This window comes from Pedobacter psychrodurus, from assembly GCF_032678585.1.
Taxonomy (GTDB): Bacteria; Bacteroidota; Bacteroidia; order Sphingobacteriales; family Sphingobacteriaceae; genus Pedobacter; species Pedobacter psychrodurus_A.
Genome location: NZ_JAVTSN010000002.1, coordinates 74080 through 90882, shown reverse-complemented (window position 1 = coordinate 90882; position 16803 = coordinate 74080). Strand labels below are relative to the sequence as shown.

Sequence of the window (16803 nt, the reverse complement as noted above, 5' to 3'; positions counted from 1 at the left end):
AATTTCTTTACTTTTTTTATAATATTGGCAGTTACAAGCAAAATCAATTGATTTTTAGCGATTTACCCTAATGAGCTTTTTTGAGTAACCCTTCATATAACTTATGGTATGTTGGTGTTGAAATACCAAATTTCTCCGCTTCGCGGACCACGTATCCAGTTAAGTATTCCAGTTCTGTTGCAGGTTTTTTATTCAGGTAATCGCGGTGCATCGATGACGTAACTCCGTAAGGCATCGACTGCATTGTATGTAATGTTTTATCCGAAATTGCTCCGCTAATGCTTATTCCTTTCGCAAACGCAAGCTTTTTCACTTCTTCGATTAAACTCAAAACAGTATCAAGATTTTCGTCAAGCACTTTTCCGATAGGAGTATCAAAATAAGATGTAGCGGTAGCTGTAGGCGAAATAAATATATACTTCTCCCAGATTGCGGTAGAGATTTGATCAGGCACCGTTACCTCGATATCCGCATTGATCATGAGCTCCTTTAGATATAAAACCCCATCATTAAGCGTACCATCTACACCAAAAGATAACTTCTGGACATTGCCAGAATTTTCGATTACCCCGGGAGACTTAATTTTGGAAACGATAAATGCACAGCCTTTTAAAACATTTGCATTAGGCAGGAGCGCTAAAATTTCATCACTGGCACTCACACCGTTCAAAAGCGGCAGTAATATGGTTTTATCATCGATTAGGGGTTTTAACTTTTCGATGGTCTGTTTTAAATCGTAACTTTTTGTACAGATGATGATGTAGTCGGCCAGACCTATTTTGCTATAATCATCGGTAGCTAAATGCGGTTTGGTGGTGAAACTTTCGTTACCATCAACTATAGTAAGACCGTTTCTTTGTATCTCATTTAAGTGTTCGCCACGGGCAAAAAAAATAATTTCCACCTCATTGCTATCGGTATATTTTTTAGCCAATAAGCCACCAAAATAACCACCTACGCCACCAATTCCTACAATAACAATTCTTGTATTACTTCTCATGATAAACAGATTATTTCAATGCTCCCGTTGGATGAGTTCCTTTATCCACCACCGTATTAATATTCCCGTCTAAATCAGAAACGTATATTTTGCTCTGCGTATATGGTTTTTCGGCGCCGCTATAAAAAATCCGGTCATCGGCCGTCACAAAAACATACGGCACATTGATGCCTTTTGGCGAAATCCGTGTTACCTTTTTAGTGGCCAAATCCAATACATAAACCGCCTCACTTGGCCCTGTTAATCCACCCAAAACATCGGTGTTTCCTGCGTTGAATATCAGTTTTTGTCCATCTTTCGTATAAAAGAAACTATTGCTGCTCGCAATCGAAAAATCTTTACCAATTAAACCTGCAATCGGTTTGGTATCGATCAATTTTCCTGAAAGGTCAAAAGTGTACAGGTTATTAAGATCCTGCCCAATGATTTCTTTTTCATTTTTCCAGGTCGGTGAATAAACATTTATCTTAGATGCGCTATCCAGCATGATATAACCCGAATTATCAGTTTTAATTACCCCTATTTTCCAAAGATTTTTGTTGTTAAAAATATTGAAGGCAATCGCACTTCCATCTGCCGACCACATGGCCTGATAATAGTTCTTGTTATTGACCTGCAGTTTCCCCTGGCTTTTGTTTTCCATATCGGCAATCCAGATTGATCTATTGCCAACAGAATCGCTAAGCGTATAAGCCAGTTTATTACCATCGGGAGAGATTGCAGGATCTGTAGCGCCTCCGAATGAAATCTGTTTCATGGTATCGATACTCGTTGCAACAATTTTATCACCATCCTGATAGGCCAAAGCAAAATTTTTATTGCTTAAAGAAACAGTGTCTAAAACGGCTTTATTTGCATTATCGTCTGATTTATTGTTATTGCAAGCTGTTAATACAACTAAAATGGCAATACAAGCCAAGGCGAACACTTTGTTGAAATTCATCATGTGCAATTTTACAAATAGTTTTTGTTTCCGTCGTTCAGGAAACCATGCAGAAGCTATATTTTACTTAAAATAAACTTTGTCTTGATAGATTTGATCTCCTGTCAGAATTCGGGAACCATAAATCAAAATGAATAAGCTCTAATTTCGGTCTGTGGGGACACAGACCGAGGAAATTAGTTTTTCTCTGCCATGGTTCGTGTCTCCACGAACCACAAATCAATATAGTTATTCAAAGAATTAATTTTTGTCTGTGAAGACACAGACCAAGGCGATTAGTATTATAAATTCCTAATTTGCCGTGGTTCGTGTCCTCACGAACCAACTAACCGCTTAAATCTTTTTCTTATCCGCGTAACCAAATACTTTTTGCAATAAGGTCGTACTTCTTGAACTTAAATTGCCCCTGATTTTTAATTCCTCTTTGGCAACTTCAACAAATAAACCATCTATTGCTTTCTGGGTAACATACTCCGTTAGGTTTGTGTTTACAGGCTTTACCAAGGGCAAACGGTTATATTGGGTAGTTAAGTCACTGTAATATTTAGTGGCGTTTACCTTGCTTAAACTTGCTGTTACAATCGGGCTAAACTTTTGCATCAATTGCGAAGTGGTTACTCTTTTAAAATATTCTGTAGCGGCATCACTATTTCCTAAAAGGATATTAGTGGCATCGGTTAAAGTCATTTGTTTAATGGCGGAGATAAAAATCGGCTTCGCTTCAGTAGCGGCATCTTCAGCGGCACGGTTTAGACTCACAATCACATTATCGCAGAGTTTGTTTAAACCAATGCCACGCAATGTTCTTTCAACTTTCTGTGCTTCAGGCGGCATTAAGATTTTAACCGCAAGGTTTCCTAAAAAACCATCCTTAACCGAAAGCCGATCTGCACCTGCAGAAACACCAATCTGTAAGGCTTCCTTAATCCCCTGCCCTATTTCTAAAGTAGAGGGCGTTCCGGTTGTAGCTGTTGATGCACCTTGTTTTTGTGTTACTTTTTTAAATAGATCGCTCAGTTTAATCTGTGCACTAACATTGGAGCTTCCCAATACCAGCATGGCCAGTGATGCCGTTAAAATATTGATTCTTTTCATTTTGTGTGTTTAATCGTAGTGAGCAAAACAGCTGCCATTTTTCATTATTGCTCAAATATAAGCCTTTGCAAATGGCAACCATGTTAAACCCTTTAAAAAGAATGTTACGATAAGAAGAATTTTATCCTTTAATAGTCCTAAAAAATTAGTTTATGTCCCATCACTCAGAAATATTTTTTATACTTGAAAGATAATTCGAAATAGCTACCATTTTTTTTGAGATTTATAAAAACCACAGCTGGGAACACCCAGCAAGACGATGCCAAATTAATTGCTGAGTATAAAAATACCGGCGATTTGGATGCGTTGGGTACGCTTTACAATAAATACATGCATTTGGTTTTTGGGGTTTGCTTAAACTACTTTAAAGATGAAGAGCAAAGCAAAGATGCGGTAATGCAGATTTTTGAAGAATTGGTCACAAAATTAAAAGTATATGAGGTGCAGAATTTTAAAAGCTGGCTTCATGTTTTAACGCGGAACCATTGTTTAATGGCATTACGGAAATCGGCCAAGCAAAATAATGTTTCTATAGATGATACTTTTGTGGAAAACAGCGAGTTTGTGCATCTGGATATAGACAACACAAAAGAAACGCAGCTTACCATTATGGAAAAGTGTATGGAAACTTTGCCTGAAGAACAGCGAAAAAGCGTAGATTTATTTTATTTACAAGAAAAATGTTATAAAGAAGTGGCCGATATTACCGGCTACGATATGCTTAAAGTAAAAAGTTACATCCAAAACGGCAAGCGGAATTTAAAGATTTGTATAGAAAAAAACAGTAGTGAATAACGAGTGGTTAGATATTGATGTCCTGGAAGATTACCTTGATGGTAAACTTGATGCTAAAGCCATGCATTTTGTAGAAAGACAGGCTTTAGAAGATCCTTTCGTTGCAGAAGCGTTAGAAGGCCTAAAACAATCGCCAAAACGTAAACAAACGCTTTCTATTTTACAAAAACAACTGTACGACCGTGTTGCTGAAAAACCTATAAAACGTAAGCTTTGGGGCATTACCACGCAAAGGTTAAGTATTGCCGCAACGGCCACCGTAGCTTTTATTGCAGTGAGCATTTTGTTCTTTATGCGCGAAACCAACCGCAGAAACGCAGAAATTGCTGCACGAAAAGAGAAAGGTGTAATGGTGCAGTTGGATAGCTCAACAGCTGTCGCTTCAACCTTGCCGAAAAAAGATACTGTTGTACAAAATTCTACGAGTGCAGCTTTAGTGGATAAAGCAATTGCAGATGCTAAAACAGGCGATTTGGCTAAAAACACGAAAACTAAACCTCTTGTTCAACCTGCTGAGCAGGAAATCGTTAAAGCGAAAAGCATTTCAGCATATAATCGTGCAAGCGTAGCAAAAGCGCAAAACGATAATGCTTATAAAGCTAAAGCCGAACAAAGTGCATTAAATGAAGTTGTAATCGCTGCAGCACCGGCAATTGCTTCAAATAAGATTTTTTTTAGCGGTAACGTGGTCGATCAAAGTAATGGTAAACCCGTTCAAGGTGCGGTTGTAAAGCTAGCCGGTTCCAAAAATGTAACGGCAACTGATGCGAAGGGCTATTTTTCGTTACCTGCCGATAGCAATGCAAAGGACAAAGACTTGTTGATTAATGCCATCGGCTTTAAAGAAGCTCCTGTTGCAGGCTTACAAGATCCTAACGCGATTAAAAGTGCCTTAACCGGGGATAGATCCCTTAATGAAATTGCCTTGATTACAGGGTCGAACGGGCGCAAGAAAGAAAATATTGCAGCGCCAAAAATCACCCTTCGTGCAGAACAGAACCTGGATGGAAAATCAGCTGATAGCATTACGAAGCCTATTCCGGTTTCTACCATCAACTATGTGCAATACTTAGAGAACAATAATAAGCTTTACAATGCAAAAGGCCCGGAGCAATTTGTGATTTTAAGTTTTAAAGTTAAAAAGAACGGGCGGCCTAGCAATATCGCTGTGATAAAATCCCTTAACAAAAAAGCTGATGCTGAAGCGAAACGGCTTATCCAAGATGGTCCGGATTGGGTATTGCCTAAAAAAGGAACTGATTTAGTCGAAATCAGCGTTAAGTTTTAATTTCATTTATTAACCACAAGAATACAAAGCGTTGCACCATTACACTGCGGGTAAAATACAATAAGCCCTCGTGTTCTCTGTGACCCCCCCTTTTCTCTGGGGTAAAAAAATCAAACTTTTATGTACAAATTACCACACTTTACCGCTGACAATCAGGATGAAATTCTTGAGTTTATGCACCAAAATACTTTTGTAACCCTAATCGGTTTCGATGGCGAATTCCCTGTAGCTACACAAGTGCCCGTTAAAACTTTAGTTGAAGACGGATCGGTAAAACTTATTGGCCACATCATGACCAAAACTGATCATTATAAAGCTTTCGAGCAAAACCCTCGCGTTATGGCCATTTTTACGGGTGCTCACGCCTATATCAGTGCTTCAGTATACGAAAGCCCAGCGGTAGCCTCTACTTGGAACTACAAGACCGTTCAGGCCAAGGGTATCATTAGACTGATGACCTCAGAAGAAACCTATCAGTTGATAAAAGAATTAACCGACAAATATGAAGATCCCAAAACCAGCCCTGCGGCCTTTAATAAAATGGATGAAGCATACATTCAGAAACATTTAAAGGCGATTACGGGATTTGAAGTTACCGTGAGCCATATCGATCATGTTTTCAAAATGAGCCAGAACCATTCGACCAAAAACAAGGAAAGTATTATGGCAAACCTGGAGCAAAGTAATCATGCATTGGATCAGGAAGTAGCTAAAGAGATGAAAAAGCACTCTTAGGAGATTTACCCATTTTGAACCACGGAATGGATAAACATCTGCTCGGTGTCACTCTGTATAATTCTTGATGCCCTCTGTGGTAAAAAAACACCTAAAAAAAAGACCAAAGCAATTAAACTTTGGTCTTTTCGATATACTAAAGGACTTTGTTTTTACTTCAAGTAATAAATTGCTGCATAGATTATGGCGGCCAAAGTTGCCGATACCGGGATGGTTAAAATCCATGCCCAAATCAGGTTGATGGTTACCCCCCAACGTACAGCGGATACACTTTTTACAACTCCTACCCCTACAATTGATCCTGTAATGGTGTGTGTAGTTGAAACCGGAATACCGAAATGTTCTGTAATTCCTAAGGTAATTGCACCTGCACCCTCTGCAGCAACACCTTCAAGTGCCGTCACCTTAGTGATTTTAGAACCCATTGTTTTTACAATTTTCCAACCGCCGCTCATGGTGCCTAGAGATATTGCAGAATAACAGGCTACAGGAACCCACCAAGGCATTGCCTCGAAATTTGGAATAACCTTAGCTGCGATTAATGCCGTTGCAATGATACCCATTACTTTTTGAGCATCGTTACCACCGTGAAAGAAACTTAATGCCGCAGATGAAATTAACTGCAAACGTTTAAACCATTTCTCTGCTGTGGCGGGCTTGGCATTCCGACAGATATTGATAATGATTAAGGTTAACACAACAGAAATAACCAAACCGATTATCGGAGCCAGCACAATAAAGGAAATAATTTTGATTACGTAACCCATATTTACGGCATCCAGCGGACTAGCACCTGTAATTAAAGCGTATGTCATACCTGCGCCAGCGAAACCGCCGATTAAGGTGTGAGAAGAACTTGAAGGTATACCGTACCACCAGGTTAAAAGGTTCCAGATAATTGCAGCTATTAATCCTGCAAGGATTACTTCTAGTGTGATGTAATGTTCAATAACGGTTTTAGCTACCGTGTTGGCCACCTTATGATCGGTAAAATAGAAATAGGCAGCGAAATTAAAAACCGCAGCCCATAAAACCGCCTGAAAAGGCGTAAGCACTTTTGTAGAAACAACTGTTGCAATCGAGTTAGCGGCGTCGTGAAAGCCGTTAATGTAATCGAAAGCAATAGCCAGAATTACAACAACAACCAATAAGGTAGTTACCATGTTTGTGTATTATTAAGCGTTTTTAACCAAGATAGTTTCAAGCACATTCGCCACATCCTCACATTTATCTGTCGCTTTTTCTATCGTTTGTAAAACCTCTTTTTGTTTAATTAATTCAATCGCATTGGTTTCGTATTCGAATAAACGGGCAACCGCTAATGTAAATACATAATCAGCCTGGTTTTCGCCGCTATTGATACGGATACAAGCGTCAGCAATCACACGGATGTTTTTAAAGCTTCTTAGTTCTTTAATTGCTTTATCAATATCGGTACACATTTCGACCAAAAGTTCAGCGATTTTAACAATCGGTTCGTTAATGGTATTCATGTTGTACATCTGCATACGGTTTGCAGTACCATAGATATAATCGGCAACATCATCAACAGCTGTAGCCAGTTGGTGAATGTCTTCTCTATCAAATGGAGTGATAAAGTTCCTGCTTAACTCAAGAAAAATCGAATGGGTAATATCATCACCTACGTGCTCTAAGCGTTCAATTTCTTTAAAAATTGTTTTTCTTCTTTCCGCATCACCCGTGCTAACCATTTCTAAAAGGGTTTCTGCAATCTTTAATGCATTGCTCCCTGCTTGTTCGAAAAGTGGGTGAAACTTTTTGTCTTGAGGTGTAAAGAACTTAAAAATATTGTTCATGTTAATTTTTAATATGTTGCAAAGCTACAAGCCCAATGTTAAGTTAATGTTAATTTATTAATTATATTAACGAGATAGGGTAGTATTTCGTCATGATTGGTTCATTTGATCATTTTTTAGGTATTTGATAATGAATTGAATAGGCCCTGCAAAAATTAAAGAACTGGCGCTTTGAAAGATAATTGCACATTTTATCAGAGATGAGGCCACCCTGACCAACATTTTTCAGCCTTTTGATTGTGGTGGATCAGCATTAAGAAAACTGTCCTTTAATAAAAAATTGATCTCATAGGGCGGTTGGCGAGCCAGCAACCTCGGAATCGGAGAAAAAATAATCTATTTATTTTCGTGTACTCCGTGATTCCGTGGCAAAAATAGACGAATGATTTATGGAGAAACGAAATGGAACAATTAATTTGTGTCATTCTCTTTGCACGCAGTGGCAAAAAAAAATTAACCTCCTTTTTGCAAGGTAAAAGCAAAGGTGGTTCCAATACCTGGTGTACTTCTAACCGAAATGGTTTGCTGGTGGGCTTCTAAGATGTGCTTCACGATAGCCAGGCCTAAACCCGTACCGCCCACTTCTCTCGCCCGGTGTGTATCGATGCGGTAGAAACGCTCAAACAAACGTAACAAGTGTTTTTCTTCGATGCCGATACCATTATCGGTAACCTCAATTAAAACCTGATCATGCAGTTCAAAAATCTTAATGGCAGTTTCGCCACCATCAATTCCGTACTTAATACTGTTTACCATTAAGTTGATCAATACCTGGCGCACTTTTTCCCGATCGGCTAAAACGTATGTGATAGCGGTATATTTATCCTTAAAGAAAAGTTTAATATGTTTGGCCTGTGCACGGTCTTCTAGGTTTTCCATCACCTCTTTGGCCAGTTGCACAAAATCAAATTTCTGATAATTTATAGGCGATTCGCCCGTTTCGAGCTTAGAAATAGCATCTAAATCATTAATTAAATAACTCAAACGCTCTACATTGTTTTCCGCCTTCTTTAAAAATAAAACGGCTTGATCCGGATCATCTACCAAACAATCTTGTAAAGTTTCGATGTATCCCTGAATAGCAAAAAGAGGGGTTTTAAATTCATGAGACACATTAGAAAGGAACTCTCTTCTAAATTGCTCCTGTTTTTTTAACAGGTCGATCTCTTTTTTCTTTGCACCGGCCCATTCCTTCACTTCTTGCTCCACATCGTTGATCGGATCAGAGCTTACATATTCGCCTAGGGCATCTTTTAAATCCTTACCCAGTTTAAGGTTGTGGATCAACTTATAAATGAGTTTAATTTTAGTGTAGATGTATTTTTCGAGCAGGTAATAAAAAACCAAAAAACTGCACAGAAACGACACACCAAAAGAAATAGCCAGATAATACCAGCTATGCTGAAAATAAAAATTAACCATCCCGATGGAAACTCCAACGGCAAGAGCAGTAAATAAAACCAGCACACTCAATTTCATGCTGCAATTTAAAGCTTTTATGTTAAATGTATATTAACATCTTCGAGATAGGTGATTTGCTTTGAACACCAGAACAGCGAATTCTAAACACCATAAAAATAAAAAAAGCCTTCCTTTTTGAGGAAAGCTTTTTAAAGTACCAATTATAATTGGTTATTTCTTAGTCGTATCAGATTTAGCTGGAGCAGTAGCTGCAGGCTTAGCACTGTTTAAACCGCCTCCCAGTGGAGATGGTGATGGAGTTTTATCCAAACGTTCCTGAATAGCCGAGTTTCCAACAGCAGCAGTGCCACCGCCAGTTTTAGCAATTGTAGTAATTGATAATGTTAAAACAACAATAGCAGCTAATAATACCCACGATCCTTTTTCCAAAACGTCGCCGGTGCGTTGTACACCAAACATATTACTGGTGCCGCCACCTGTAGCTAAACCACCGCCTTTAGGGTTTTGTATTAAAACAAACAAGCCTAAGGCTACGCAAACAATAATTAATAAAATGATTAAAAAGGTTACCATGCTAATATTTATATTTTAAAATTTCTTTTCTATAGATTGGATAAGGTCGGCAAAGTAACGGCTTTTTTCCGGATATTTCAAACTTAATTTTTTATAAGTATCTATGGCTTTGTGATAAAGCATCTGCTCGATATAAATTTTTGCCAATGTTTCCGAAACAAGGTCGTAATTGTCTTCTGCGCTCTTCTTTGCCTTGTTTTCATTATCGATCTGTTCAGGCTTGGGCGGTTTGATTGTGGGGTCTTCTTTTAAAAACTTATCAATAATCTCCGCACCTTTAGCATCTTTAATTTCTCCGGCAGGATATTCAGCCAGATGATCTGCTACTTCGAATGGTGTTTGAATGTGAAAAATGTGCTCAACATACTGTTGCTGAAATTCAGCACGCTCCTGCTGCTGATTATTTTGTTGTTGCGGCTTTAACTTGCCTGCGCCAGGATGTGCGTAAGGCTGAAAAATCTGTTCGTGCTCTTTACGTGTTTTGGCCAGCCACCATAAAAACGTATAAGGAAGTTTATCATCGTTATATTGAGAAACAAAATTTCTTTCCGGTTCATCAGGCACTACCGTTTCTATTTCCGGTGCATTTATAACAACATCTGTGCTTAATTTCTGCTCAAACGCAAAAAAATCAACAGCGGCCACACTTTCGATAAAGGAATCGTCTACGGCAGGCAGATCCATTAAATGGCTATCAATACCTGGCAGGTTATTCGGCGTTTCTACCGATAAGGGTTGACTTATAGGTGACGGAATTTCTTCTTTAAACTCAATTATTTCCTCAAAAACCACTTGTTCGTCATCTATATCTTCAGTGGCGATGGCATTAATCTCCACTTCTTCCGCAGTTTCTTTAACCGAAATCATATTCAGTACATGAAACAAAACATGGCCCTGGCTGTAAAGCGCAGCCTTCGGAATTGATGATGCATTGGCCTTAGCCAAAAGCAAATGTATGGGCTGCGAATAGGGAAATTGCTGTACCATTTCCTGCAATAAGGATACGTGCTCTGGTCCAACCTTTCCAGGTTGCGCAAGTAAATCTGCCAGTAGCTTTTTGTTATCCATTATCGAGGTTTGCCGCTAAGTTAAAAAAATGTAGACGGGTTTTTAAAATTTTATCCTTTAGAATCCTGCTTTATTTACCATTGCGCAAAGGCACGGTTAAAAATATCTTCTGATAATTGCTTGTTAATATTCTCAATAGCACCAGGCAATAACGTTTGGATAGGTGCTCCACTGATCGGGAAATCGAAAAATTTCGTAAAACTCTCTTCAAAACTTTCCTTTTCGTGCTCTTTGAGGTTATTCTTGTATTTTACAGAAACGGTAATTGTTAACCTGTTTGCTCCTGAAGTAGGTGTAGCACTGTTCTGAAGTGCAACGGGTTTAATATCATAACCCGTTATTCTGCCCTCAAATGATGCATCGCCCTCGCCTGTTGTAGAAATAATCAACTTCGTTTGGTTACGGATACGGGTTTTTAACGATTCTGTGATCTGGTTACTTAAGGTCGGCACTACAAGCGGTGCGTTGTTTTCGAACAACCGGATAACAACCGTTTTTAAACCCGTTGTAGATGCCCCGCTAAATTTATATGAGCAGGCATTTAATACCGTAGCAACAAGGATTAAGGCAAATATTTTAATTTTCATAGCTATTATTGATGCTTAAAGCAATCGTAATTTAAATTATAAATTTAACTCCTTAATCTTTCTGTACAGTGTTCTTTCAGAGATCCCCAATTCCTGGGCAGCAAATTTACGCTTGCCCTTGTGTTTTTTTAAGGCTTTTTTAATCAGATCCGATTCCTTATCAACCAGTGATAAGGATTCTTCTACCTCTTCGGCTTCGTGTGCAAAATAATCAGCGTTATTATTGTTGCTCCCGTTATTGTTGTTTGGCGTAGGCTGTTGAATCGTAAAAGCGTGCTCCTGACCTGCAGGTAATTCTACGTCTCTATATAATTGATTGATATATTGCGGGTTATCAGCCAAAACAGTTGCGGTATTACCGCCATGCTGAATAATTTCGGCAACGAGTTTTTTAAGTTCAACCATATCCTTTTTCATATCGAAAAGAACTTTATACAAAATATCACGTTCTGTAAAATCTTCTTTTGATTGGGAATTAATTGCCATTGGCAGGTTACTGCCGGCTTCATTCGGGATGTAAGTTAAAATCGCCTGTCCGGTAACGTTACGTTCTTTTTCTAAAACACAGATCTGCTCGGCAATATTCTTCAACTGACGAACATTACCTGGCCAGCTGTAATTGGTTAAAATCTGAATCGCGTCTGGCTCTAAATGTAAGGCCGGACTGCGGTATTTATCGCTAAAATCGGCAGAGAATTTCCGAAATAACAAGTAAATATCTTCTTTACGCTCATGTAGTGCCGGGATACGCAAAGGAACCGTGTTTAACCTATAATATAAATCCTCGCGGAATTTCCCGTTTTTTACGCGGTTATATACATCAACATTGGTTGCTGCAATAATGCGGACATCTGTTTTCTGAACTTTAGATGAACCGACGCGCAAATATTCTCCGCTCTCTAAAATCCGCAATAAACGGGCCTGTGTACCTAAAGGTAGCTCGGCAACTTCATCTAAGAAAATTGTTCCGCCATTGGCTACTTCAAAATAACCTTTACGTGCTTCGTGTGCACCTGTAAAAGACCCTTTTTCGTGCCCAAACAGCTCCGAATCAATTGTTCCCTCTGGAATGGCACCGCAGTTAACAGCAATAAAAGCACCGTGTTTACGGGCACTCATCTGATGGATAATCTGCGAGAAAACCTCTTTACCACTACCACTTTCACCGGTTATCAGTACCGACATATCGGTTGGTGCTACCTGGCTTGCTATATCGATGGCGCGGTTAAGTAAGGGCGAGTTGCCAATAATACCGAACCGTTGTTTAATATTTTGTGTATCCATTCTTTAGATTTGAGTATTGAGATTTGAGATACTCGACCTTACGCCTCCTACCTTCTACCCGCCACATTTTTTAAACTATTTTACCGATCAATGTAGCAGACGTACATCTTTCGATATACACATTTGCATATTCACCAGGTTTAACGCCTTCAATTGCAGGGAAAATGGCCATTGCGCCGCTATCTCCTCTTCCACAATAATCAAGATCAGATTTTTTAGAAGTGCCTTCAATTAAAACACGAACGGTTTTACCTACCCATTCTTGTAAACGCATCAGTGAATGTGCCTGCTGTTTTGCTAAAATTTCAGCCAAACGGCGTTTTTTCACCTCTTCAGGAATATCATCCGCTAATTTACGAGCGGCTGAAGTGCCTGGTCTTTCAGAATAGGTGAAATTATATGCAAAATCATATTCCACATAATCCATTATGCTCAAAGTTTCCTGGTGTTCTTCTTCGGTTTCGGTGCAGAATCCCGCAATAATATCGGTAGAAATTGCACAACCGGGAATAATGTTGCGGATGGCATCAATGCGGTTAATATACCATTCGCGGGTGTATGTTCTGTTCATTAACTCCAATATCCTGGTATTTCCTGATTGAACAGGTAAATGGATATAATTACAAATGTTATCGTATTTAGCGATGGTATGTAAAACTTCATCGGTAATATCTTTAGGATGCGAAGTAGAAAAGCGAACCCTTAAATCAGGATTAACGAGGGCCGTTTGTTCCAAAAGCTGTGCAAAATTTACAGTTTCGGTTCCGTCTTCTGAGGTCCAGGTATATGAATCTACGTTTTGGCCTAAAAGCGTCACCTCGCGGTATCCTGCTTCAAACAAACCTTTTGCCTCTTCAATAATAGAATGTGCATCACGGCTGCGTTCGCGACCACGGGTAAAAGGAACTACACAGAAAGAACACATGTTATTACAACCACGGGTGATGGAAATAAATGCGGTAATTCCGTTGCTGTTTAGACGAACCGGACTGATATCAGCATAAGTTTCTTCACGCGACAATAAAACGTTAACGGCTTTATGTCCACTTTCTACCTGTTCGATTAAATTCGGCAGGTCGCGATAAGCATCTGGTCCCACAACTACATCAACCAAACGTTCTTCTTCTAAAAATTTAGATTTTAAACGCTCTGCCATGCAGCCCAAAACACCCACAATTAATTTCGGGTTACGGCGTTTTTCTACACCAAACTGCGACAGGCGGTTTCTTACCCTGGTTTCTGCGTTTTCGCGGATAGAGCAGGTATTGATGAAGATCACATCTGCCTGGTGATAATCCCCTGTGGTTTCAAATCCAGTTTCGGATAAAATAGAGGCAACAATTTCACTATCGGCGAAATTCATTGCACAGCCATAACTTTCGATGTATAATTTACGGGCATCGGCTTTTACCGGTGCATCTAAAATTAAAGCTTCACCTTGCCTGGCCTCATCGTGTGTCTTATCTGGTATTTGTAAATCAATCATTATTTAAAAAAATTGGGGATTGCAAAAATACACAAATAAAATTAAAAGTGACAAATTGACATATTTTGTTTAAATGTTTACTCTGGGATTATGATCCTCACGTTATTGCCGGAAGGAACGACGAAGCAATCTTATTATTTTTTTTGAATGTTTTAGATTACAATTGTCTTTGCTGCTATGAGGGGTTTCCATGCTATCGGCCTAACCCACCCAGCCCTTGGCGAAGCGGTACCCTGCAGGCCAGGAGGAACGATGGCCAAAGCGTACAAGCGAAGCAAAGGAACAAATGATGTTTCCTATACTGCCTTTGCGCTCCAAAAACCTTTCCCTCCGTTAAAATCATTCATTTTTTAAGTTGGTCTATTTCCTTTTGAAAATGTGTGGTTTCATGCCGGTGGAGGAATGCAGCCCCCGTTTCTGCCGATTGAAAACCTGTGAAAGAAGCAAGCATACGATAAGTAAATAAAAACAGATGCTTAAATCGGCATCCCACTTCGGTCGGGTTTATATTACAGCAGTCTTTGCTACTATGACGGTTTCCGTGCCACCGGCCTAACCCACCTAGCCCTTGGCGAAGCGGTACCCTAATGTTTTTAAAGGTAATTCCTAAGGTACAGGTGAACATCAATTAACCACAGAACGAAAGGATGCACACAGATATATAAATCCGTGTTTATCCGTGTATATCTGTGGTTAAAAATGCTAAACACAATGAAATTGAGTATTACCTTGCGGCAACGAGAAACGATGGGCCAAAGCGTAAAAGCGAAGCAAGGGAACACCCTCAGGCACTTCCACTGTCCCTACGCTTCAAAAAGCAATAACAATTTCCGCTTTAGTCTTTCCGCTTCAAAAAAACCTTTAGCTCTCCCATCTGTTACCTATCAATAAGCCATAAAAATGATAGCTCAGCATAAAAATAAAATCTGGACCTGGATAGGAAGCATATTCGGTATCCTGGTATTAATTATAGCCTTTGGTGCTATGTTTTTAAGTGCCAGATGGAAACCGATCCTGACCGAAAAAATTAAGGCTGGTGTGTATAACGGCTCCCATCATTTATATCGGATCGATTTTAAGAGCATCAATTTAAATGTAATCACTGGCAGTTTAGCGCTGCGCGATGTTACCCTAACACCCGACACAGCCGTTTTTGATAGCTTAAAGAAAAAACAACTGGCACCAGCGCATACTTTTGAAATTAAGTTAAAGAAGCTCCAAATTACCCGAGTAGGGATATTAACCGCTTATTTTAAAAAAAGGGTGGACGTAAGTGAAATTCTTTTGCAGAAACCATCCATCAATATGGTTTTTAATAAGGTGACCAAGAAGCCAGATACAATAAAAGACGAAAAATCGCTTTATGAGCAGATTTCAAAAACGTTTAAATCTGTACATGTCAAAAGCATCAAAATTGTGGATGCAGATTTTGATTACATCAACAAAACAGCTGCTAAAAACACAAAAAACGCTATCAAACACCTTGATATCACGGTTAACGATTTTTTATTGGACTCGCTTTCCGGAAATGATACCACGAGGTTTTATTATACCAAAGATGTATCCTTTCAGCTAGCAGGATACAAATCCGCAACCAAAGATAAAATGTACTCCATGAAAGTGGATACCATTAAGGGTTCTACGGCATCAAAAAAAATAACGGTTAAGGGTTTTAAACTTACGCCATTATACGATGAACTCACTTTTGCCCGGAAATACAAAATCCAGAAAGACCGTTATAACCTGACATTTGATAAAATAGAATTTAATGGTGTCGATTTTATTGGCTTAAATACCGATCAGAAGTTGCATGCAAAATCGTTAAGGATCGGTCCGGCAAATGTTGAAGTTTTCATGAGCCGCGAATCGCCACCACCTCCGGGCCTGGATAAAGGTCAAAATTATCCGCATATCGCCTTGAAGAGATTGAACATGCCTACGCTAATTGATACTGTGAAACTGAGAAATGTGAATGTGAAATATTCGGAATTTAATCCTGCCAGTAAAAAAACTGGCTCGGTAAACTTCAAGGCATTAACAGGAAATATCTTAAATGTAACCAATGATAGCTTACAATTGAGCAAAAAGAATCATGCACTAGCCGATTTAAACACGCTTTTAATGGGTACAGGAAAATTAAATGTAAAAATTGATTTCAATCTTACCGATAACAATGGCGCTTTTACTTACAGTGGAAATCTAGGCAGATTTGACATGAAAAACCTAAATTCTCTATCCAAATCATTGGGTTTAGTAGAAATAGAAAGCGGCGACATACAACATCTCGATTTTAAGGCAAATGGAAATTTAAGGTCTGCGGCAGGTTCTATGAATATGCTATACAGCAATTTAAAGGTAAAGTTGCTATCCGATAATATTGATGGCGAGGGCACTAAGGAAAAGGGATTTTTATCGTTTCTGGCCAATGCCATTTTGGTGAAAAATGAAAATCCACAAAAAGGCGAAGCCCCAAGGACAGCAAACATGGCCAACACCAGGATTAATTCAGCATCCTTTTTTAACCTGATGTGGAAAACCGTTTTTGTTGGCATCAAAGATATTGTGGGCGTGGGCGTTGTACCCGAAAAAAACCCTGTAAAACAGCAAAAAGTAATTGCAAAAAAAATAAGGGAACAAAAGCGGGCCGATCGTAAAGCGGCAAGGAAAGCAAGAAGGGAAAAAAACTGATCTTACATTTCTAAAATATATG

Annotated in this window: 15 protein-coding genes; 4 read left to right on the top strand and 11 right to left on the bottom strand. The window is 39.1% G+C overall.

Annotation, left to right across the window (positions count from 1 at the left end; translation table 11 throughout):
• Positions 1 to 67: 67 nt before the first annotated feature.
• From R2S57_RS01780 to R2S57_RS01770, 3 genes are all read right to left on the bottom strand, one after another.
• The gene (locus R2S57_RS01780) at positions 68 to 1000 is read right to left on the bottom strand and encodes a 2-dehydropantoate 2-reductase (RefSeq protein WP_316843402.1); all 933 of its coding nucleotides are present in this window, start codon (positions 998 to 1000) and stop codon (positions 68 to 70) included.
• Between the two features lie 10 nt (positions 1001 to 1010).
• A complete protein-coding gene (locus R2S57_RS01775; protein WP_316843401.1) occupies positions 1011 to 1943 on the bottom strand; it encodes a hypothetical protein in 933 nt (310 codons plus the stop codon).
• Positions 1944 to 2276: 333 nt separating this feature from the next.
• On the bottom strand, positions 2277 to 3038 hold the full coding sequence (locus R2S57_RS01770) for a DUF4197 domain-containing protein (RefSeq protein ID WP_316843400.1): 762 nt from the start codon (positions 3036 to 3038) through the stop codon (positions 2277 to 2279).
• A 216-nt stretch (positions 3039 to 3254) separates the two neighbouring features.
• On the opposite strand from R2S57_RS01770, the gene R2S57_RS01765 reads away from it, so the two are divergent.
• The 3 genes from R2S57_RS01765 (at position 3255) to R2S57_RS01755 (ending at position 5856) form a co-directional block, all read left to right on the top strand.
• Entirely contained in the window at positions 3255 to 3833 is a 579-nt protein-coding gene (locus R2S57_RS01765; protein ID WP_316843399.1) for a sigma-70 family RNA polymerase sigma factor, read from the top strand.
• The gene (locus R2S57_RS01760) at positions 3826 to 5121 is read left to right on the top strand and encodes a carboxypeptidase-like regulatory domain-containing protein (protein WP_316843398.1); all 1296 of its coding nucleotides are present in this window, start codon (positions 3826 to 3828) and stop codon (positions 5119 to 5121) included. The genes R2S57_RS01765 and R2S57_RS01760 overlap by 8 nt, the downstream gene beginning before the upstream one ends.
• A 120-nt stretch (positions 5122 to 5241) precedes the next feature.
• Complete coding sequence (locus tag R2S57_RS01755) at positions 5242 to 5856, top strand: FMN-binding negative transcriptional regulator (protein WP_316843397.1); 615 nt, start codon at positions 5242 to 5244, stop codon at positions 5854 to 5856.
• 152 nt (positions 5857 to 6008) lie between these two features.
• Here the strand turns inward: R2S57_RS01755 and R2S57_RS01750 are convergent, their stop codons facing one another.
• The 8 genes from R2S57_RS01750 to miaB all read right to left on the bottom strand — a co-directional run bounded on the left by R2S57_RS01750 (position 6009) and on the right by miaB (position 14093).
• The gene (locus R2S57_RS01750; RefSeq protein WP_316843396.1) at positions 6009 to 7019 is read right to left on the bottom strand and encodes an inorganic phosphate transporter; all 1011 of its coding nucleotides are present in this window, start codon (positions 7017 to 7019) and stop codon (positions 6009 to 6011) included.
• A gap of 12 nt (positions 7020 to 7031) precedes the next feature.
• Positions 7032 to 7673 (bottom strand): DUF47 domain-containing protein, encoded by a 642-nt coding sequence (locus R2S57_RS01745; protein WP_316843395.1) that lies wholly within the window; start codon positions 7671 to 7673, stop codon positions 7032 to 7034.
• A gap of 453 nt (positions 7674 to 8126) precedes the next feature.
• On the bottom strand, positions 8127 to 9152 hold the full coding sequence (locus R2S57_RS01740; RefSeq protein WP_316843394.1) for a sensor histidine kinase: 1026 nt from the start codon (positions 9150 to 9152) through the stop codon (positions 8127 to 8129).
• Positions 9153 to 9305: 153 nt separating this feature from the next.
• Entirely contained in the window at positions 9306 to 9668 is a 363-nt protein-coding gene (secG, locus tag R2S57_RS01735) for a preprotein translocase subunit SecG (protein ID WP_316843393.1), read from the bottom strand.
• Positions 9669 to 9683: 15 nt separating this feature from the next.
• Positions 9684 to 10736 (bottom strand): hypothetical protein, encoded by a 1053-nt coding sequence (locus R2S57_RS01730; protein ID WP_316843392.1) that lies wholly within the window; start codon positions 10734 to 10736, stop codon positions 9684 to 9686.
• A 74-nt stretch (positions 10737 to 10810) separates the two neighbouring features.
• The gene (locus R2S57_RS01725; RefSeq protein WP_316843391.1) at positions 10811 to 11323 is read right to left on the bottom strand and encodes an LptE family protein; all 513 of its coding nucleotides are present in this window, start codon (positions 11321 to 11323) and stop codon (positions 10811 to 10813) included.
• A 36-nt stretch (positions 11324 to 11359) separates the two neighbouring features.
• Complete coding sequence (locus tag R2S57_RS01720) at positions 11360 to 12607, bottom strand: sigma 54-interacting transcriptional regulator (protein WP_316843390.1); 1248 nt, start codon at positions 12605 to 12607, stop codon at positions 11360 to 11362.
• A gap of 70 nt (positions 12608 to 12677) precedes the next feature.
• Positions 12678 to 14093: a tRNA (N6-isopentenyl adenosine(37)-C2)-methylthiotransferase MiaB gene (miaB, locus tag R2S57_RS01715; RefSeq protein ID WP_316843389.1), complete on the bottom strand. Its 1416-nt coding sequence runs from the start codon at positions 14091 to 14093 to the stop codon at positions 12678 to 12680.
• A gap of 900 nt (positions 14094 to 14993) precedes the next feature.
• Here miaB and R2S57_RS01710 point away from each other — a divergent pair.
• Positions 14994 to 16781, top strand: a complete 1788-nt coding sequence (locus R2S57_RS01710; protein WP_316843388.1) for a hypothetical protein — start codon at positions 14994 to 14996, stop codon at positions 16779 to 16781.
• Positions 16782 to 16803: the final 22 nt, after the last annotated feature.